Origin of the sequence: Streptomyces sp. NPDC046465 (genome assembly GCF_040646035.1) — a bacterium.
Lineage (GTDB): Bacteria > Actinomycetota > Actinomycetes > Streptomycetales > Streptomycetaceae > Streptomyces.
The window spans coordinates 121,146-141,101 of the sequence record NZ_JBEYZK010000006.1 but is presented as its reverse complement, the minus strand read 5'-3'; the positions used below and the strand labels follow the sequence as shown (position 1 = coordinate 141,101).

The 19,956-nt window shown below is 70.3% G+C and carries 16 protein-coding genes; 9 read left to right on the top strand and 7 right to left on the bottom strand.

The window, feature by feature from the left end:
• Positions 1-110 precede the first annotated feature (110 nt).
• From gltX to ABZ953_RS11530, 3 genes are all read right to left on the bottom strand, one after another.
• Positions 111-1,589 (bottom strand): glutamate--tRNA ligase, encoded by a 1,479-nt coding sequence (gene gltX, locus ABZ953_RS11540; RefSeq protein WP_361720549.1) that lies wholly within the window; start codon positions 1,587-1,589, stop codon positions 111-113.
• Positions 1,582-2,358 carry a fumarylacetoacetate hydrolase family protein gene (locus ABZ953_RS11535; protein ID WP_361720546.1) on the bottom strand — a complete coding sequence of 259 codons (777 nt, stop codon included), beginning with the start codon at positions 2,356-2,358 and terminating at the stop codon, positions 1,582-1,584. Before ABZ953_RS11535 ends, gltX begins: the two co-directional genes overlap by 8 nt.
• 149 nt (positions 2,359-2,507) lie before the next feature.
• Entirely contained in the window at positions 2,508-2,723 is a 216-nt protein-coding gene (locus ABZ953_RS11530) for a hypothetical protein (protein WP_361720543.1), read from the bottom strand.
• A 573-nt stretch (positions 2,724-3,296) separates the two neighbouring features.
• Between ABZ953_RS11530 and ABZ953_RS11525 the strand changes: the two genes are divergently transcribed.
• The 8 genes from ABZ953_RS11525 to ABZ953_RS11490 all read left to right on the top strand — a co-directional run bounded on the left by ABZ953_RS11525 (position 3,297) and on the right by ABZ953_RS11490 (position 13,925).
• Positions 3,297-7,175: a nitrate- and nitrite sensing domain-containing protein gene (locus ABZ953_RS11525; protein WP_361720540.1), complete on the top strand. Its 3,879-nt coding sequence runs from the start codon at positions 3,297-3,299 to the stop codon at positions 7,173-7,175.
• Positions 7,176-7,595 carry a roadblock/LC7 domain-containing protein gene (locus tag ABZ953_RS11520; RefSeq protein ID WP_098244998.1) on the top strand — a complete coding sequence of 140 codons (420 nt, stop codon included), beginning with the start codon at positions 7,176-7,178 and terminating at the stop codon, positions 7,593-7,595.
• Positions 7,596-7,737: 142 nt separating this feature from the next.
• A complete protein-coding gene (locus ABZ953_RS11515; RefSeq protein ID WP_055564453.1) occupies positions 7,738-8,139 on the top strand; it encodes a DUF742 domain-containing protein in 402 nt (133 codons plus the stop codon).
• Positions 8,120-8,704 (top strand): ATP/GTP-binding protein, encoded by a 585-nt coding sequence (locus tag ABZ953_RS11510; protein ID WP_361720537.1) that lies wholly within the window; start codon positions 8,120-8,122, stop codon positions 8,702-8,704. Before ABZ953_RS11515 ends, ABZ953_RS11510 begins: the two co-directional genes overlap by 20 nt.
• Before the next feature lie 285 nt (positions 8,705-8,989).
• Complete coding sequence (locus tag ABZ953_RS11505; RefSeq protein WP_361720534.1) at positions 8,990-12,250, top strand: nitrate- and nitrite sensing domain-containing protein; 3,261 nt, start codon at positions 8,990-8,992, stop codon at positions 12,248-12,250.
• 10 nt (positions 12,251-12,260) lie between these two features.
• Positions 12,261-12,674 carry a roadblock/LC7 domain-containing protein gene (locus ABZ953_RS11500; RefSeq protein WP_055564496.1) on the top strand — a complete coding sequence of 138 codons (414 nt, stop codon included), beginning with the start codon at positions 12,261-12,263 and terminating at the stop codon, positions 12,672-12,674.
• Positions 12,675-12,769: 95 nt separating this feature from the next.
• On the top strand, positions 12,770-13,360 hold the full coding sequence (locus ABZ953_RS11495) for a DUF742 domain-containing protein (RefSeq protein ID WP_361720530.1): 591 nt from the start codon (positions 12,770-12,772) through the stop codon (positions 13,358-13,360).
• Positions 13,341-13,925 carry an ATP/GTP-binding protein gene (locus ABZ953_RS11490; RefSeq protein ID WP_030361923.1) on the top strand — a complete coding sequence of 195 codons (585 nt, stop codon included), beginning with the start codon at positions 13,341-13,343 and terminating at the stop codon, positions 13,923-13,925. Before ABZ953_RS11495 ends, ABZ953_RS11490 begins: the two co-directional genes overlap by 20 nt.
• 107 nt (positions 13,926-14,032) lie before the next feature.
• On the opposite strand, the gene ABZ953_RS11485 is transcribed toward ABZ953_RS11490, so the two are convergent.
• Positions 14,033-14,428, bottom strand: coding sequence for a tautomerase family protein (locus ABZ953_RS11485; RefSeq protein WP_361720527.1), 396 nt, complete (start codon positions 14,426-14,428; stop codon positions 14,033-14,035).
• Positions 14,429-14,579: 151 nt separating this feature from the next.
• Here ABZ953_RS11485 and ABZ953_RS11480 point away from each other — a divergent pair, with 151 nt between their 5' ends.
• Positions 14,580-15,443: a LysR substrate-binding domain-containing protein gene (locus ABZ953_RS11480; RefSeq protein ID WP_361720524.1), complete on the top strand. Its 864-nt coding sequence runs from the start codon at positions 14,580-14,582 to the stop codon at positions 15,441-15,443.
• 94 nt (positions 15,444-15,537) lie between these two features.
• Here ABZ953_RS11480 and ABZ953_RS11475 read toward each other — a convergent pair whose 3' ends face one another.
• The 3 genes from ABZ953_RS11475 to ABZ953_RS11465 all read right to left on the bottom strand — a co-directional run bounded on the left by ABZ953_RS11475 (position 15,538) and on the right by ABZ953_RS11465 (position 19,884).
• A complete protein-coding gene (locus tag ABZ953_RS11475) occupies positions 15,538-15,729 on the bottom strand; it encodes an acyl-CoA carboxylase subunit epsilon (protein ID WP_361720521.1) in 192 nt (63 codons plus the stop codon).
• Between the two features lie 21 nt (positions 15,730-15,750).
• A complete protein-coding gene (locus ABZ953_RS11470) occupies positions 15,751-17,343 on the bottom strand; it encodes an acyl-CoA carboxylase subunit beta (protein WP_361720518.1) in 1,593 nt (530 codons plus the stop codon).
• 183 nt (positions 17,344-17,526) lie between these two features.
• On the bottom strand, positions 17,527-19,884 hold the full coding sequence (locus ABZ953_RS11465) for a polysaccharide lyase 8 family protein (RefSeq protein ID WP_361720515.1): 2,358 nt from the start codon (positions 19,882-19,884) through the stop codon (positions 17,527-17,529).
• Positions 19,885-19,956 lie beyond the last annotated feature (72 nt).

Below are 19,956 nucleotides of genomic sequence, written 5' to 3'. Positions count from 1 at the left end.
ACACAGTGTCGATGTCCCAGACCACGGCTTTGATCGGCATGTCTTCGACCGTATGCGAAGGACCCGGGAGCCGTCATGGCTTCCGGGTCCTTCGGGGCGTGCGGGTGCGGTCAGGCGGTGAGCTTCGCCAGGGCCGCGTCGATGCGGGTCAGCGTCTTCTCCTTGCCCAGGATCTCCAGGGACTCGAAGAGGGGCAGGCCGATCGTGCGGCCTGTGACGGCGACGCGGACCGGGGCCTGGGCCTTGCCGAGCTTCAGGCCGTGCTCCTCCCCGGCGGCCAGGACGGCCTCCTTGAGGGAGTCCGGGGAGGTCCAGTCGGCGGCCTCCAGCTTGGCACGGGCCGTGCGCAGGAGGGCGTCGGAGCCTTTCTTCATGGCCTTCGTCCAGGACGGCTCGTCGAAGACCGGCTCCGCGCGGAACAGGAAGTCGACGTTGTCCGTGATCTCGGAGAGGACCTTGAGGCGGGTCTGCGCGTGCGGCGCGACGGCCTGCCAGGCCGCCTCGTCGAACTCCTCGGGGGCCCAGTTGGCGTGCGGGGCCCGCAGCCAGGGCTCGCAGGCCTCGGCGAAGGTCTTCACGTCCAGCATGCGGATGTGGTCGGCGTTGATCGCCTCCGCCTTCTTCAGGTCGAAGCGGGCGGGGTTCGGGTTCACGTCCGCCACGTCGAACTTCGCGACCATGTCCTCGATCGAGAAGACGTCCTGGTCCGCGGAGAACGACCAGCCCAGGAGGGACAGGTAGTTCAGCAGGCCCTCGGGGAGGAAGCCGCGCTCGCGGTAGATGTTCAGGGACGCCTGCGGGTCGCGCTTGGAGAGCTTCTTGTTGCCCTCGCCCATGACGTACGGGAGGTGGCCGAACGCGGGGATCGTCTTCGCGACGCCGAGCTCGATCAGCGCCTTGTAGAGGGCGATCTGGCGCGGGGTCGAGGAGAGCAGGTCCTCGCCGCGCAGGACGTGGGTGATCTCCATCAGGGCGTCGTCGACCGGGTTGACCAGCGTGTACAGCGGAGCGCCGTTGGCACGCACGATGCCGTAGTCGGTGACGTTCTCCGCCTGGACGGTGATCTCGCCGCGGACCAGGTCGACGAAGGTGGTGGCCTCGTCGGGCATCCGGAAGCGGACGATGTGGCTGCGGCCCTCGGCCTCGTACGCCTGCTTCTGCTCAGCGGTGAGGTCGCGGCAGTGGCCGTCGTAGCCGGACGGCTTACCGGCGGCGCGGGCGGCCTCGCGGCGGGCGTCCAGCTCCTCGGTGGTGCAGTAACACGGGTAGGCGTGGCCGGCCGCGATGAGCTTCTCGGCGACGTCCTTGTAGATGTCCATGCGCTGCGACTGGCGGTACGGCGCGTGCGGGCCGCCGACCTCGGGGCCCTCGTCCCAGTCGAATCCCAGCCAGCGCATCGAGTCGAGCAGCTGCTCGTACGACTCCTCCGAGTCGCGAGCCGCGTCGGTGTCCTCGATGCGGAAGACCAGGACGCCCTCGTTGTGCCGGGCGTAGGCCCAGTTGAAGAGGGCGGTGCGGACCAGGCCCACGTGCGGGTTGCCGGTCGGCGAGGGACAGAACCGTACGCGTACGGGGGTCGCGTTAGCCACGCTTGATCACCTTGTTGGTGAGAGTGCCGATGCCTTCGATGGTGACGGCGACCTCGTCGCCGACGTTGAGGGGCCCGACGCCTGCCGGGGTGCCCGTGAGGATGACGTCGCCGGGGAGCAGCGTCATGGCCTCGGAGATGTTGACGATCAGGTCCTCGATGGAGTGGACCATCTCGCTGGTGCGGCCGAGCTGGCGCTGCTGGCCGTTGACCGTGCACTGGATGGTGACGTCGCTCGGGTCGAGCTCGGTCTCCACCCAGGGGCCGAGCGGGCAGGCGCTGTCGAAGCCCTTGGCCCTGGCCCACTGCTTCTCGCGGCGCTGGACATCACGCGCGGTGACGTCGTTGGCGCAGGTGTAGCCGAAGATCACGTCCTTGACCCGCTCGCGCGGGACCTCGCGGCACATGCGGCCGATGACCACGGCCAGCTCGGCCTCGTGGTGCAGCTCCTCGGAGAACGAGGGGTACGCGATGGCGTCGCCGGTGCCGACCAGCGAGGTGGACGGCTTGAGGAACGCGAAGGGGACGTCGGGCACCTCGTTGCCGAGCTCCGCCGCGTGCTCTCGGTAGTTACGGCCGAAGGCCACGATCTTGTTGGGGAGCACCGGCGGAAGGAGCCGGACCTTGCTCAGTGGGACCTTCGTGCCGGACAGCTCGAAGTCGGCGTACGGAATGCCCTTGATGATGTCGAGGACGAGCCCTTCGGGGCCCTCCCCCTCGACTACGCCGTAGCCGACATTGCCGTCGATGGAGAACCTGGCGATGCGCACGCTCTAGCCTCTTGGGGTGGTTGCGGAGTGACACCCCAGGCTAACGCGGGGGCCTGCGGCCTGCTGACGACGTCGCTTCGGTGGGCCCGTGCCTTCGACGGGTGGGCCCGTGGCTTCGGCTCTGCCTGTCGCCGCTGCGCGGCTCGTCCTCAAACGCCGGACGGGCTGAAAGATCCCCCGGTGGCCTCTTCCGGAACCGTCATCAGGATCGTGCGCTTCGGGTTGGCCGTCTGGGTCGGGAGGTCGACCGTGTGCTCGGGCTGTTCGGGGGCGGCCTGGAACTCGTCGGCGTCCGTGAGGTGCGCGAGAGTGGTGCGGCGCGGGTTGGCTATGTTGCGGAACATCGTGGACTTCACAGTCTTCATCTGCTGTTCGGACCTCGTCGGTTGGGGCGTCGCAGTACGGACGCGGTTGTCGGATTCGCCATCCCTGTAAAGCGTCAGGCTAAACATCCAATTCCCGGCCAAAGTCCGGAAGACGCCATGATCTTCGTGTGAGTTTGCTCACGAGTGAGCCGACAAATGGGTCAATTCAGGCCCAGGATGAGGCAGTTGGAAACGGACATTGCGCCACTGAAGGCACCATTCCGCTCCTGATCATGAACACTGGGACACCCCCCACCGGTAGGAGCTTTGTGGGGATGAGTCCGTTATTTACTAGATCACTTTCTACGTCTCGTAACTCCGCACTCACAACGCGTCACGTAGGTCCCGACGCGACACACGGGCCTTGTTGGAGATCCGGCACTGTGCTGGAATTCCCGGGACCGCCGCGGGATCGAACCGGCGCGCAGGGGCGCAACGCAGCGCCGAGTGGCGGCGGGAAGGGGAAGCAGCGCCGGTCACTCACGACCACCCATGGGGCGCTCGCCGCCCCACGACGCCGACACCGTCCCGCCGTTATCCGGCAGGACGCCTGGTCCAGAGGTTGCGACGCTAGTGCAGGGACGTTTCAAGAGGGATGGCAAGGGGTCTCCCCAGGCCGACCACGGCCGAGGAAGTGCCCCGGCGGAGCCGGAGCGCGGCTCCGCGACCCAGCACGCCCAGAACCCCGGACCGGGCACGCCCGGCGACACCGGCCCCAAAGCCGCGCGCCAGGGGTCCACGGGCAGCGGCACGGCGGCCGCTCCGGCCAAGGGCAAGGGCAAGGGTTCGACCGCCAAGTCGCCCACCGGCCCCGGCTCGCGAATAGCCCTGCGCAACTGGCGCATCTCCACCCGCCTGGTCTCGCTGCTCGCGCTCCCCGTGATCACGGCGACCTCGCTCGGTGCGCTCCGCATCAACTCGTCCCTGGACGAGATCCAGCAGCTCGACAACATGAAGCTGCTGACCGAGATGACCAAGCAGGCCACCGAGCTGGCCGCGGCGCTCCAGGAGGAGCGCGACAAGTCGGCGGGCCCCCTCGCCCACGACGCGAACGCCTCGGACTACACGGTCAAGGGCGCGCGCCAGAAGACCGACCGGGTCTACAAGAACTTCCTGCAGGGCACCCAGGACCTCAACGACACCGACGGCGAGAAGGGCCTTCTCGGCGTCCGGCACAGCGCGGTCCAGATCACCCAGCAGCTCCAGGGCATCAACGACGTCCGCAAGAAGGCCTTCCAGGCCCAGGGCTCGACCTCGCAGACCGTCGAGGCCTACAGCCAGCTCGTCGAGCAGCTGCTCAAGCTCTCGCAGGACATGGCGCAGGCGACGAGCAACCCGGACATGATCCAGCGCACGCGTTCGCTGGCCGCCTTCTCCTCGGCCAAGGAGTACGCCTCCGTACAGCGCGCGATCATCGCCGCGGCCCTGCCGCCGAACGACAGCCAGTACGGCAAGATCTCCGAGACCGACCGCACCTTCGGCCTCAGCGCCAACGAGAAGGAGCGCTCGGAGCTCCAGACGTTCAGCAAGATCTACGCGGGCAACGCCGGTGAGCTGACCAAGCCCATCGACGGCGGCAACCCCGCGGTCAAGTCCGCCAACGAGTACGCCAAGCGCGTGCTCGAGCAGGAAGGCGGCATCAAGCTCCAGGACAAGCGGTCCTACAAGGACTGGGTCGACGCCGACACCACCAAGATCGACGCGATGTCCAAGATCGAGCTGACGCTGCTCGGCGAGATGGAGCAGAAGGCGCGCGAGCTGCGCAACGAGTCGGAGCAGTCGGCCATCCTCAACGGTGTGCTGATCCTGCTCGTGCTCGGCGTCTCGCTCGTCGGCGCGTTCGTCGTCGCCCGGTCCATGATCCGCTCGCTGCGCCGACTGCAGGACACCGCGACCAAGGTCGCCCAGGACCGGCTGCCCGAGCTGGTCAAGCAGCTCTCGGAGTCGGACCCGCAGGACGTCGACACCTCCGTCGAGTCCGTCGGTGTGCACTCCCGGGACGAGATCGGCCAGGTGGCCGCGGCCTTCGACGACGTGCACCGCGAGGCCGTCCGCCTCGCCGCCGAGCAGGCCCTCCTGCGGGGCAACGTCAACGCGATGTTCACCAACCTCTCGCGGCGTTCGCAGGGCCTCATCCAGCGCCAGCTCTCGCTCATCTCCGAGCTGGAGTCGCGCGAGGCCGACCCGGACCAGCTGTCCTCGCTGTTCAAGCTCGACCACCTCGCGACCCGTATGCGCCGTAACGGCGAGAACCTCCTCGTTCTCGCCGGTGAAGAGCCGGGCCGCCGCTGGACCCGGCCCGTCCCGCTCGTCGACGTGCTGCGTGCCGCCGCGTCCGAGGTGGAGCAGTACGAGCGCATCGAGCTCTCCTCGGTCCCCGCGACCGAGGTCGCGGGACGCGTCGTCAACGACCTCGTGCACCTCCTCGCCGAGCTTCTCGAGAACGCGACCTCCTTCTCCTCGCCGCAGACCAAGGTCAAGGTCACCGGTCACGCGCTGCCCGACGGCCGCGTCCTCATCGAGATCCACGACACCGGCATCGGCCTCTCCCCGGAGGACCTGGCGGCGATCAACGAGCGGCTCGCCTCGCCGCCCACCGTGGACGTCTCGGTCTCGCGCCGAATGGGCCTGTTCGTGGTCGGCCGTCTTTCGCAGCGCCACGGCATCCGCATCCAGCTCCGCCCGTCCGACTCCGGTGGCACGACCGCGCTGGTCATGCTCCCCGTCGACGTCGCCCAGGGCGGCAAGAAGGTGCCGGGCAAGCCCGGTGCGCCCACCCCGACCGGTGGTCCCGCGGCGGCTCAGGCCGCGGCAGGTGCCGCCGCCGCGCGACGCGGTGTGGGTGCGGGCAACAACGCTCCCGGGCTGACCGGCGGTCCCGGCCGCGGCGGTCCCGGTGGCGGGGGCCAGAGCGGTCCCGGACTGCTCGGCGCCGGTGCGCCGCGCCAGCAGGTCGCGGGTTCCGGTCCGCGGGCGGCGCTGCCCTCCCGGGATGCGGGACAGGGTCAGGGGCAGGGACCGGGGCAGCGGCAGGGGCCCGGCCAGGGTCAGGCTCAGGGTCCCGGCCAGGGTCAGGCTCAGGGTCCCGGCCAGGGCCAGCAGCGTCCGCCGCTCGCGCCGCAGGGCGGTCGCGGCACCAACGCGCCGCAGCCTCCGGTGCCCCAGCAGCGTACGAACGCCATGAACCCCCCGGCCGACTCCGGTGCGGGCAACGACCAGACCGGTCAGGGCCGCAGGCCGCAGCTGCCGCCGCGCGGCGGACCCCGTGCCGAGCTGCCCGGCGGCAACCCCGCGCCGAGCGCCCCGAGCGCCCCGGGCGGTTACGCCGGTCCGCGCGTGCCCAGCTGGAGCGACGAGAACGCGCAGCCGCAGGTGGCGCGCGAGCCCTTCGACACCCCGCGCGGGCACGAAGAGCCCGAGTCCACCGGCCAGTTCCCCCAGCACGCGGCCGACGACCGGCAGGGTCCCGGCTCCACCGCGCAGTTCCCGCGCCCGGACTTCGACGGGCCGCCGCCCGGCACGCCCGCGCCGCAGGACGACGGCTCCACCGGCCAGTTCGTCCGCTCGGACGTCTTCGGCGGCCAGGGCAACGGCCCCGGCAAGCCCACGGCTCCGGGCGGCCAGAACGACTTCCGGCAGGACCAGCCGCAGCACCAGCAGAACCCGAATCAGAGCCAGAACCAGAACCGCAACCAGGGCAGCGGGCCCGCTCAGCACGGCAACCGGGAAATGCCCGACTACACCGTGCCGCGTCCGCCCGCCCCGCGCCGCGGCCAGGGCGACCCCAACCAGGGCCTCCCGCAGCAGCCGCAGACGTCGGCGCAGCAGCGGAACCAGCAGGCCCAGCAGCAGCCGCCGCAGCCCCTACAGCCCGCGGAGCCCGAGCCGCTGCCCCCGGCCGGCCCCGGCGACGGCCGCACCCCGCTGTTCGACACGCTGGAGACCAACTGGTTCCAGCAGCAGAACCAGCAGCACAGCCAGCAGCACAGCCAGCAGCAGAACCAGCAGGCCGCGCAGCAGCAGGAGCCGGAGCAGCACAACCAGCAGGCCGCGCCGCGCCACGCTCCCGAGCCGCCGCAGCGTCCGCTCCCCTCGCGCCCCCAGCGCCAGGACCCGGCCGCCGCACCCGCGGCCGGCGACGACACCAACGGCCAGGGCGTGCCCGGCAACTGGCGCTCCTCCCCCAACGACGAGCTCGGCCGCCAGGCCGAGCGCATCCGGCAGCCGTCCGCGGGCGGCGTCACCACATCCGGACTGCCGCGTCGCGTCCCGCGGGCCAATCTGGTCGCGGGCACGGCCCAGCAGCAGCAGGACAGCACAGGTCCGCAGGTCTCGCGTGCGCCCGAAGAGGTACGCGGCCGGCTGACGAATCTCCGTCGGGGCATCCAGCAGGGTCGCCAGGCCGGTACCGGCCAGACCGGCAGTTTCCCCACTCACCAGCAGGAGCGTTAGTTGAGTCCGAGCCAGGCGGCACAGAATCTGAACTGGTTGATCACGAACTTCGTGGACAACACCCCCGGGGTGTCCCACACAGTCGTGGTCTCCGCCGACGGTCTTCTTCTGGCGATGTCCGAAGGCTTCCCGCGGGACCGAGCCGACCAGCTCGCCGCGGTCGCCTCCGGGCTGACCTCCCTCACCGCCGGGGCCTCCCGGATCTTCGAGGGCGGCGCCGTCACCCAGACCGTTGTGGAGATGGAGCGGGGGTTCCTCTTCCTCATGTCGGTATCGGACGGCTCGTCCCTCGCGGTGCTCGCGCACCCCGAGTGCGACATCGGCCTCGTCGGGTACGAGATGGCACTCCTCGTCGACCGCGCGGGCGCCGTCCTCACCCCGGACCTCCGCGCCGAGCTGCAGGGCAGCCTGCTCCACTAGCCCCGAGCAAGCTCCGAAGTCTTCATCCCTTCGGCCGCCCCACCGACCGAACGTACTGACCAACCGTCCGGCCGCCACACTGCCCCCACCGGCTCTGTCAGACGGCACACGCAGATGACCTGCTGTCCCGCCCGGAGGATCCATGACCCCGCCCACCGCCTCTCACAACCCGTACGGGGACGCTTCGTACGGAATGGAGGGCGACCAGCCGCTGGTGCGTCCCTACGCGATGACCGGCGGCCGGACCCGGCCCCGCTACCAGCTCGCCATCGAGGCGCTGGTGAGCACCACGGCCGACCCGGCCCAGCTGATGGGGCTGCTCCCCGAGCACCAGCGGATATGCCACCTCTGCCGTGAGGTCAAGTCGGTGGCCGAGGTGTCGGCGCTCCTGTCGATGCCGCTCGGCGTGGCCCGGATCCTCGTGGCGGACCTGGCCGAGGCCGGGCTCGTCGCCATCCACCAGCCCGGCGGCGACGAGAACGCCGGCGGCCAGCCAGACGTGACACTGCTCGAAAGGGTGCTCAGTGGACTTCGCAAGCTCTAGCGGCTCGGGCTCGACCCGATCCACCACCTCCGCGAAGATCGTGGTGGCGGGCGGCTTCGGCGTGGGCAAGACCACGTTCGTCGGGGCGGTCTCCGAGATCAACCCGCTGCGCACCGAGGCCGTCATGACGTCCGCGTCCGCGGGCATCGACGACCTCACCCACACCGGGGACAAGACGACGACCACCGTCGCCATGGACTTCGGCCGCATCACCCTGGACCAGGACCTGATCCTGTACCTCTTCGGTACGCCGGGCCAGGACCGCTTCTGGTTCATGTGGGACGACCTCGTGCGCGGCGCGATCGGCGCGGTCGTGCTCGTGGACACCCGCCGTCTCGCCGACTGTTTTCCGGCCGTCGACTACTTCGAGAACAGCGGGCTGCCGTTCGTCATCGCCCTCAACGGCTTCGACGGCCACCAGCCGTACACGCCCGAAGAAGTACGCGAGGCGCTGCAGATCGGAGACGGCACTCCGATCATCACGACCGACGCGCGACACCGTGCGGACGCAAAGAGCGGCTTGATCACTTTGGTTGAACACGCACTTATGGCACGCCTCAAGTAGGCAGGTCAGTACGGCAGTTGCCGTAGTCCGTACGGAGCGATCTGTGTCCTTTGACACGGCCGCGGACCGTGTTCATAACGTTTCGACAGAGAATTACCAGGTGACCGCCACGCGTCGCGGTCATCTGGTGTCGCTGCGCGCACAAGAGCCCCGCCTTTTGGCGGGGCTCGCTCTTTTTGACCGTTTTATCTGAGGCTTACACCACTCGGAACTTCCGCTTCCCAGTGTTTGGTGCAGCAGGCTCTGACGTGCTGGAATGCGCTGAACTGCCCAGTAGCACGGGCTATGGAGACGACAGCGGCACGACGTGAGTGCCGCCGCCGAGAGGTTGTTGGTCGAGTGAGGCGAAGCAAGCCGAGTCCCGCGGCATCCCCCACCGGGGACACGCGGGGCAACTTCACCCCGCCGCCGCGCGCAGCGGCGTCCCCCGCCGACCTGGCCGCCGCGCCAGGAAACGAACCCCCGGCCGCCTCCGGTGGACGCATGTCCCCCCGCAACTGGCGCGTGCCGACCCGGCTGAACGCGATCCTCCTCATACCCGTGCTCGTCGGCCTTGTCATGGGTGGTTTCCAGGTCAAGGGCTCCATCGACACCTGGAGCGAGGCGCAGGACGCCGAGAACACGGCCCGCCTCGTGCGGGCCTCGCTGGACTACGGCAACCGCCTCGTCGAGGAGCGCGACATCTCCGCCGCTCCGCTGCTCAGCGGCAAGCGGAACGACCCGGCCGTCGTCAAGGCGCGCAAGGCCACCGACCAGGCCGCCGCCGACTTCAAGGCGGCTGCCGCCAACATGCCGGACAAGGAAGGCCTCAACCGCCGCCTCGCCGGTTTCCGCAAGGTCGAGCCGAAGCTCGGTCCGCTGCGCCAGGCCGCGTACACGACCAAGCTCCCCGGCGTGCAGACCGAAGAGGGCTACGTCGCCATCCAGCACCCCCTGATGGAGTTCGCCAACGAGCTCGGTCTGGGCACCGGCAACATCACCAGCTACGGCCGCACCGTCTACGCGATCTCCCTCTCCAAGGCCGCGCTCTCCCTCGAGCGGTCCATCGGCACCCACCTCCTGGTCAAGCCGGGCCCCGGCACCGGCTCGCTGACGTTGCAGCGCACCTCTCTCGCCTCGTACGCCTACCTCGAGCGCATCGCCATCGAGGAGTACACCGGCGGCGGCACCCCCGAGGACGTCGCCAAGCTGGAGGACGCCAAGAAGGAGCTGACGGCCGCCGGCGAGAAGCAGGCCAAGCAGGCCGCGGCCGACGCGAAGGCCCAGGGCAAGGCGTTCGTCCCGCCGCCCTCGCAGGACAAGATGGTCTCGGCCATCGCCACCCTGCAGAGCACCCAGCCGAGCGCCCGCGTTGCCCTCGCCGGCAAGGGCATCACGCGTCAGGCCTGGTGGGCGACGACCACCGCCAAGTTCGACGCGTACCGCACCATCGAGTCGGACCTCGCCGACAAGGCCGTGGACGAGGCCTCCGACATCGCCGCCACCGCGCAGCGCAACGCGTACATCACCGGCGCCATCGTGGTGCTCGCGCTGCTCGCCGCCTTCATCCTGGCCGGGCTCATGGCCCGCCAGATGTCCAAGGCGATGCGTCAGCTGCGTACCGCCGCCTTCGGCATCGCCGAACAGCGCCTGCCGATGCTGGTCGACCAGCTCTCGCGCACCGACCCGGGCCGCGTCGACACCCGCGTGCAGCCCATCCCGATCAACACGACGGACGAGATCGGCGAGGTCGCACGCGCCTTCGACCAGGTGCACCGCGAGGCCGTCCGGCTCGCCGCCGAGCAGGCCCTGCTCCGCGGCAACATCAACGCGATCTTCACCAACCTCTCGCAGCGCAACCAGTCCCTGATCGAGGGCCAGCTGACCCTCATCACCGACCTGGAGAACAACGAGGCCGACCCGGACCAGCTGGAGAGCCTCTTCCGCCTGGACCACCTGGCGACCCGTATGCGCCGCAACGGCGAGAACCTCCTGGTCCTCTCCGGCGAGGAGCCGGGCCGCCGCTGGGACCAGCCGGTCCCGCTGGTCGACGTGTTGCGCGCCGCCTCCTCCGAGGTGGAGCAGTACGAGCGCATCGAGCTGTCCGGTGTCCCGGAGGCCGAGATCCACGGCCTGGCCGTGACCGACCTCGTGCACCTGCTCGCCGAGCTCCTGGAGAACGCCACCACGTTCTCCTCCCCGCAGACCAAGGTCCGCGTGACCGCGACCCGTCTTCCCGACGGCCGCGTCATGGTCGAGATCCACGACAAGGGCATCGGCCTCACCGCCGAGGACTTCGCGGACATCAACCACAAGCTGGCCAACCCGCCGACCGTGGACGCCGCGATCTCGCAGCGCATGGGCCTGTTCGTGGTCGGCCGCCTGTCGGACCGGCACGGCATCCGCGTCCAGTTGCGCCCCTCGGGCGAGCAGGCGGGCACGACCTCGCTGGTCATGCTGCCGGACGCGATCACCCACGGTGGCGGTGGCGACCACGCGCCGCACGACAACGAGTTCACCGTCTCCTCGATCATCCCCGAGCAGCAGGCGCTGGCGGCCGAGCCGCTGCGCACGGCCGCCGAGCTCGGCTTCGACGACAGCCAGTACCACGGTGACGGGTCCGAGGCGCAGCTCGAACTCGACCCGGTCGGCCGCTCGTTGATGCGCGAGGAGCGCCGCGCGGCCCTGGAGGCGCAGGCCCAGCAGCCCGGCGGCCACCGCCCGCTCTTCCGCGACGAAGTGGAGCCGCAGCAGCAGGCCGGGTACGACCAAGGGCAGGGCTACGACAACCAGCAGTACGCCCCCGGCCAGCACGGCGACGCGCAGTACGGCGGCGCCCAGTACGGCGACGCGCAGTACAACGACGCGCAGTACGCCGACCAGCAGTACCCGGACCAGCAGTACCCGGATCCGCAGTACCCGGATCCGCAGTACGCCGAGCAGCTATACGCCGACAACACCGACAACGGTTACCGCGACGAGCAGTACCACCCGGCCCAGTCGTCCCAGGACGGCTACCAGGACCCGCAGCTCCCGTATCCGGAGCGGTCCCGTCAGGACGACTGGCCCAGCGCCGACGGCCATCAGGGCGAGTACGGGCAGGAAGCGGAATCTGCTCCGCAGCCTCACACGGGCGACGCCGAGCGCGTAGGCTTCGACCGGCCCGGACCGACACCGTCGGCCGTCCACGACATGACCGACGCGGGTCTCCCCCGCAGGGGCCCCGCCGCCGCGACCGGGAACGGAAGCTCCCCCGCCACGAGCGAGGGCAAGGACGACTGGCGTTCGTCCAACGACGAGCGCTGGCAGCGAGCCGAGCGCCTCAAGGAGCCGAAGGCGGGCGGGGTCACCCCGTCCGGGCTCCCGCGGCGGGTGCCCAAGGCCAATCTGGTCGAAGGCACCGCGGAACAGACCCCACAGGGCGGGCCTCAGGTCTCCCGCGACCCCGAGGACGTACGGGGCAGGCTGAGCAACCTGCGCCGCGGCGTCCAGCGGGGCCGCACCGCAGGCAGTGACACGAATGGCCAGGGCTTCAGCCCTGATAGCACCTACAACCAGGAGCGTTAGTGTGAGCCCGATGAGCCAGGCGGCACAGAACCTGAACTGGTTGATCACCAACTTCGTGGACAACACCCCCGGGGTGTCCCACACAGTGGTGGTCTCCGCCGACGGACTCCTCCTCGCGATGTCCGAAGGCTTCCCGCGCGACCGCGCCGACCAGCTCGCGGCCGTCGCCTCGGGTCTGACCTCCCTCACGGCCGGGGCCTCCCGGATCTTCGAGGGCGGCTCCGTGACCCAGACCGTTGTGGAGATGGAGCGAGGATTTCTCTTCATCATGTCCATCTCCGACGGCTCCTCGCTCGCCGTTCTCGCCCACCCGGATGCGGACATCGGTCTCGTTGGGTACGAAATGGCACTTCTTGTCGATCGTGCGGGCACCGTCCTCACTCCGGACCTGCGCGCGGAGCTCCAGGGGAGCCTTCTCAACTAACAGACAGACGGTGCGTTTTCGTGTCCCGTGCCCGTAAGGTTTCGGGACGCGGCTCCACAGTGATGGTGCCCGGCACAGTTGGAGGAGGAAGCAACGTGGCAACACCCCCAGACGGTTCGTCATCGGCGAACTGGTCCCCTGGTCATGGCCAGGGTGGCCAGCGCGACGGCGGCCCGAACAGGTACAACTTCCCCTCCGCCCCGAGCCACCGCCGTCAGCCGTACGCGCAGCCTCAGCAGCCCGGCCCGCGCCCCTACGACCAGGGCACTCCGGCGCACGCGCCCCGTATCCAACCCGTGCAACCCCCGCGACGCGCCCCCGAACCGGCGCCCGCGGGGTCGGCGAACAACCCCCTGGTGCGCCCTTACGCCATGACGGGTGGCCGCACCAGGCCGCGCTACCAGCTCGCCATCGAGGCGCTGGTGCACACCACCGCTCAACCGCACCAGTTGCAGGGCCAGTTGCCCGAGCACCAGCGCATCTGCAACCTGTGCCGCGAGATCAAGTCGGTCGCCGAGATCTCGGCACTGCTCTCCATCCCCCTCGGCGTCGCCCGGATCCTCGTAGCCGACCTGGCGGAGGCCGGACTTGTCGCCATCCATCAGCCCGGCGGCGACGAGACCGCCGGCGGCCAGCCAGACGTGACACTGCTCGAAAGGGTGCTCAGTGGACTTCGCAAGCTCTAGCGGCGGAGCAACAGCCCGCTCCACCACCAGCGCGAAAATCGTGGTGGCGGGCGGCTTCGGCGTGGGCAAGACCACGTTCGTCGGGGCGGTCTCTGAGATCAACCCGCTGCGCACCGAGGCCGTCATGACGTCCGCGTCCGCGGGCATCGACGACCTCACCCACACCGGAGACAAGACCACCACGACGGTGGCCATGGACTTCGGCCGCATCACCCTGGACCAGGACCTGATCCTGTACCTCTTCGGTACGCCGGGCCAGGACCGTTTCTGGTTCATGTGGGACGACTTGGTCCGTGGCGCGATCGGCGCGGTCGTCCTGGTCGACACGAGGCGGCTCGCCGACTGCTTCCCCGCCGTCGACTACTTCGAGAACTCCGGGCTGCCCTTCGTCATCGCCCTCAACGGCTTCGACGGCCACCAGCCGTACACGCCCGACGAGGTGCGCGAGGCGCTGCAGATCGGCCCCGACACCCCCATCATCACCACCGACGCGCGCCACCGCGCGGACGCGAAGAGCGCGCTGATCACCCTGGTCGAGCACGCGCTGATGGCGCGCCTGCGGTAGGCCCTCGGACCTCCCTCTTCACCCGTACGTACTCGCACTTACTCGCACTTACTTGCACTTACTTGTACGCGGATGTGGGCCCGCACGCTTCGGCGCGCGGGCCCCTGTCAGTTCCGCGTCAGGCGATAGTGGTCGAACTGGGTCACGCCCTGGTAGCCGTAGCTCTCGGGGTGCAGTTCGTGCAGGGCGACGCCGCCCCTGGCGAGCGGGCCGAGGAGCTCGGTGAGGAACGCGGCGGCCTCGCTGATGAAGGCCGCCTTCTGCGCCGCACTGTTGGTGCCCGCGGTGATGCTGACCTCCAGGTGTGCGTCACGGGCCCCTTCGGCAAGGGTTTTTCCGGCCACGTAGTAGCGGTCGGCGGGGACGAGGTCGAGGTGCACGATGGTCCGCGCGGCGGACTTGCCGAGCGCGGAGACCGCCAGGCGGGTCAGGCCCTCGGCGAGGGCGCGCCGGACGTCGGCGGGCAGGTCGGGGTCGGTGACGGTGGCCCTGATGTGGGGCATGGCGCTCCTTCGCGTCGTCTAATGCGTCGTCTACTGCGTCGTCTCTCGCGCCGCCAGGACCGGCGGCACGACCGGCGGCACGGAGCAACCCTCGCCCCTCCTGCCACCATTGATCCAACGCATAGCCGTCATCCACCTATGAGGCCGCCTCATGACCGTGAACTTCCCGCAGCTCAGGGCCTTTCTCGCCGTCGTCGACGCGGGTGGCTTCAGTGCCGCCGCCGCGGAGCTCGGCATGAGCCAGTCCGCGGTGTCGCACGCCGTCGCCTCCCTGGAACGGGAGATGGCTGGACCACTGCTCGTCCGGGCGGCCCCGGTGCGTACGACAGCACTCGGGGAACGGATCCTGCCGCACGCCCGCAGCGCGCTGTCAGCGGTCCGGTCCGTGGCGGAGATCGCGGCGGACTCCGAGGGCACCATGACCGGCTCGGTGCGGCTCGCGGCGACGCCCACCGTCTGCCAGGGGCTGCTTCCCGGCCTGCTGCGGCACTGGCGGGAGAGCAGGCCGCGGGTCACCGTACGGGTCTTCGAGGGCGACAGTGCCGAGGTCGAGGAGTGGCTGGAGAACGGCACGGCCGACGCCGCCGTGCTGATCGACCCACCGCCGGGCCCCGGCGTCCGGCTCGCGGTGGACGGCTACCGCGCCCTGCTCCCCCGCGACCATCCCCTGGCCGACGAACCGGTCGTCGACATCGGCGATCTGGCGGACGACGACTTCCTGATCTCGCCGGGCGGCTGCGAGGCCCGCGTGCGCGCGCTGCACGACGTGGCCGGGCTCCGCCTCACTCCCGCGCACCGCGTCCGGGATCTGGCCACGCTGATCAGCATGGTGCAGGCGGGCCTCGGCGTGACCGTACTGTCCGAGGTCTCGCGCTCGCTGATCCCGTCCGACCTGGTGCTGCTGCCGGTGACGCCACGGATCTCGCGCCGCCTGGTGCTTTCCGGGCCGCGGGGGCGCGGGTGGCACCCGGCGGTCGGTCCGCTGGCGGAGTCGGCGGCGGCGCATCTGTCGTGACAGCGCATCTGTTGTGACAGCGCATCTGTCGTGACAGCACGAGGCCCCGCCCTCCCGGAGGAGGACGGGGCCCGATGCGGAATGCTGGGGTCCGTCAGCCCTGCCAGCTGTGCGGGGCGCGGAAGCCCGGGGTGCGCTCCAGGCGGCGCCAGCCGGCCCTGTCACGGCCGCGGCGCGCGGGGGCGGCGGGCTGAGCGGCGGCGCGGGCCAGCAGGATCGCGGTGATGGCCGCGACCTCCTCGGGCTCGGCGTGACCCTTCTCGACGCGAATGTCGGGGGATTTCATCTGCAGCGTTCTCCTTGTGGGCTACTGCGGGGGGTTGCCGTGCTTGCGCGAGGGCAGGTCGGCGTGCTTGTTGCGGAGCATCGCGAGGGACTTGATGAGGACCTCGCGGGTCTCGGCCGGGTCGATCACGTCGTCGACCAGGCCGCGCTCGGCGGCGTAGTACGGGTGCATCAGCTCGGCCTTGTACTCCTTGACCATGCGCGCACGCATGGCCTCGGGGTCCTCGGCGGCCGCGATCTGGCGACGGAAGACCACGTTGGCGGCGCCCTCGGCGCCCATCACGGCGATCTCGTTGGTCGGCCAGGCGTAGGTGAGGTCGGCGCCGATGGACTGGCTGTCCATGACGATGTAGGCGCCGCCGTAGGCCTTGCGGAGGATCAGCGAGATCCGCGGGACCGTGGCGTTGCAGTACGCGTAGAGGAGCTTCGCGCCGTGGCGGATGATGCCGCCGTGCTCCTGGTCGACGCCGGGCAGGAAGCCCGGGACGTCCAGGAGGGTGAGGATCGGGATATTGAAAGCATCGCACATCTGCACGAAGCGGGCGGCTTTTTCGGAGGCCTCGATGTCCAGGACACCGGCCAGGGCCTGCGGCTGGTTGGCGACGATGCCGACGACCTTGCCGTCCAGGCGGGCCAGGGCGCAGATGATGTTGCGCGCCCAGCGCTCGTGGATCTCCAGGAAGTCCCCGTCGTCGACGAGCTCCTCGATGACCTTGGTCATGTCGTACGGCCGGTTGCCGTCCGCGGGGACCAGGTCGAGCAGGATGTCCGAGCGGCGCTCGGCCGGGTCCTCCGACTCGTGCGCCGGCGGGTTCTCCCGGTTGTTCGAGGGGAGCATCGAGATCAAGTAGCGGACCTCGGCCAGGCAGGTCTCTTCGTCGTCGTACGCGAAGTGGCACACGCCCGACGTCTCGGCGTGCACGTCGGCGCCGCCCAGGCCGTTCTGCGTGATCTTCTCGCCCGTCACCGCGCGGACCACGTCGGGCCCGGTGATGAACATCTGCGAGGTCTCGCGGACCATGAACACGAAGTCGGTCAGGGCCGGGGAGTAGGCGGCGCCGCCCGCGCACGGGCCGAGCATCACGCTGATCTGCGGGATGACGCCGGAGGCCTTGGTGTTGCGCTGGAAGATCCCGCCGTATCCGGCGAGCGCCGAGACGCCCTCCTGGATGCGGGCGCCCGCCCCGTCGTTGAGGGAGACCAGCGGCGCCCCGGCCGCGATGGCCATGTCCATGATCTTGTGGATCTTCGTGGCGTGCGCCTCGCCGAGCGCCCCGCCGAAGATCCGGAAGTCGTGCGCGTAGACGAAGACCGTGCGGCCCTCCACCGTGCCCCACCCGGTGATCACACCGTCGGTGTAGGGCTTCTTGTTCTCCAGACCGAAGCCGGTGGCCCGGTGCCGGCGCAACTGCTCGACCTCGTTGAAGGAGTCCGGGTCGAGGAGCAGCTCGATCCGCTCGCGTGCGGTCAGCTTGCCCTTGGCGTGCTGCGCCTCGGTGGCCTTCTCGCTCGGCCCGCGCAGCGCCTCCGCACGGATCTCGTGCAGTTCGGCCACGCGTCCACGCGAATCGGTGGGCTCGCCCCCAGGGGAAGCGGTCTCGTCCAGAACGGTCATGTAGCGACCTTACGGAGCGCCCCCGTGGAAACGGACCGTCGATTCCGTACAGTCTCCGGGCCGTTTTCCTGGCACCCCCGGACAGAAGAGCACCTCAGCACTGAAGAAGTGACGGCTCAGCCCTCCCGCCGCTGTGAGGACCCCACAAAAAAGCCCCCTCAGCGGATCCTTCCGGAGTCTTGCTCAACTGAGACGCACGTCACATCGGTGGCTCGCGGCCGCCGTACCCGGCGTGATCCTCAGCCGCAGGGACCGCCCCGTGCCGACGACCTCCACCGAGGGGTCCTTGCTCACCACCCGGGACACCGGCCGGTTCCAGGTGACCTCAAGGGCCTCTCCGGTCCTCGGTGCCTCGCTCACCCGCACCGTAGCGCTTCCTCCGCGGCGCCGGACAAGGACGCTCGACGGCGCCGTGACGGCGAGCGGCCCCGCCTCGCCCGCCTGCCAGAAGTTAGCCGCGGTCAGGCCGAGTGAGTCGACGGCCACCGCCTGGACCTCCGCTGAATTGGCGAGGACCGACAGCCAGCGCCGGTCGGCGGCGCGGGCCGCCAGGGTGCGGCGCGAGGCCCCGGGCATCAGGACATAGGCGTACGTAGCGTCCGAGGGGTCGGTGCCGTGGTCGAGCCAGAGCGTCTGCCAGCGCCGGGTCCGCCGCTCCGTGGAGCTGGTGGTGTTGATGTCGGACCAGGCGCCGGTGCGGTCCTCGCGCAGGGTCCGCAGCCGGGACGTGCCGCCGGGGAAGACCCAGCCGCCGTGTCCCTCGAGGTGGGCCCAGCGGGGGCGCGCGCCGTCGTCCGGCGTGAACACCGCGGTGCCCGCCTCGCCCAGGTTGCGGTTGTCGACGACCGTCTCCACGGGGACCCCGTCGGTGGCGGTGATCCCGGCGCCCAGGCAGATCACGGCGTCCGCGACGCAGAACCACGACTTGCGGGCCCGCAGCGTGGAACCGAGACCCTTGAGGTGCTGGCCGATGGCCGCGAACTCGCCGTCGGTCGCGCCGCCCACCCACGTCACGGCGGGCCTGGCCGCGCCCCACTCGCCGCCCGCCCTGTCGGGGAGGCGCTTGGTGGACACGGTCGTGCCGGGCATCCGGTAAGGGTCGACGGTCGGCCAGAACCAGTCCGTGTACTGGTCGCCGTGCTTCCCGGCGACCCACCAGGAGAGCATTCCGGCGCCCGTGTGCCAGCCGCGCGGGTTCTCGCCGTTGCCGCACTCGTAGTACGCGATCCGCTCCGAGGCCATGGAGAGGTTCACCGCGAAGCCGGGGCGCCGGTGCACGGCACGGTCCATGGCGGCGAACAGCCGGTGCCCGACCGGCTCGGGCGCCGCCCGCACGCCGGAGTCCGCGACCGCGTGCAGCCGTGCGAGGTCGGCGACGCCGAACTGGCGGGCGGTGAGCAGCGGCGTGACGGTGTCCCGCTCGATCCAGCCCTTGATCCGGCCGTACCAGCGCTCCCGTTCGGCGGCGCTCGCACCGCCCGCGAGCAGCGCCATGGCGGCTATCAGGCCCTGCCCGTGGAAGTGGTCGCTGCGCATGATCTTGCGGTCGTCGCTCTTGAGGTAGCCGCGGCTGACGGCCCGGCCGTTGACGCTGTCCATCATCAGGCCGTCGAGGATCAGGGGTGCGTACGCCCGCTCGACGCTGTCGAGGATGATCTGCTTCTTGGGGTCGGTGACGGCCCAGGTCGACCCGGCGAGCAGCGCGAAGAGGCGGCCGAGCCCGTCGAGCATGACCTGCCCGTACGTTCCCGAGTACGCGATCCAGGTGTGCTGGATGAACGAGCCGTCCTCGTAGAGGCCGTCGCCCTTGGTCACGTAGGGGAAGACCGGCGAGAGGGCGTCGCGGGCGAGGGCCACCTTGGCCGGCGCCCTGCCGAGGATGCCGCGCAGGGCGACGGAGCGGCACAGGTCGACGCGGTTGGCGCCGGTCGAGGTGCCGGTGTAAGTGCCGATCGCGGAGTCGGGGACGAAGTGGTCGACGGCGGCGAAGGCCTTGTTCCTGCGGTCCGCGCCGAGGTCGTCGTGGAGCGCCGCCACGATGTCCATGAGGAGCCGCGGGCTGCCGATCTGCCACTCCCACCAGTTGCCGTAGCGGGTGGTGGAGGGGTTGTAGACGGTGGCCCCGACGTGGTCGACGCCGCGCAGGATGTCGGCGAGGAGCCCGGCGTCCCCCGTCGACCCGGTGCCTTCACCGACGTACGCCTGGGTCATCGTCCAGAGCCTGCTGTAGCTCAGGGTGACGCCCGCCGGGGGGCCGAACGGGGCGTCCGGCCACAGGGACTTGGCGGCGGGGGCCATGGCCGAGCGGAACGTGCGGGCGAGGTCGCCGGTCTCCTTGAGGCGGGAGGCGTACGGCTCGGTGGCGGGGTCGTATCCGGTGCCGAGGGAGATCTCCAGCCAGCGCTTGCGCAGGACGGTGAACTCGTCGTCCCCGTCGGCGGCGTACGCCTGGGGCGGCAGGGTCAGCATGGCGGCGGCTCCGGCAGCTCCGGCGGTACCGAAAGCGGTTGCGGCGAGGAAGGCGCGGCGGGTTGGGGTCATGCGACAGGGTTTTTATCAGCGACTAGAAAGCGCTGTCTATACCTTTGACAGACCCCGGAACTCGCGCCCCTC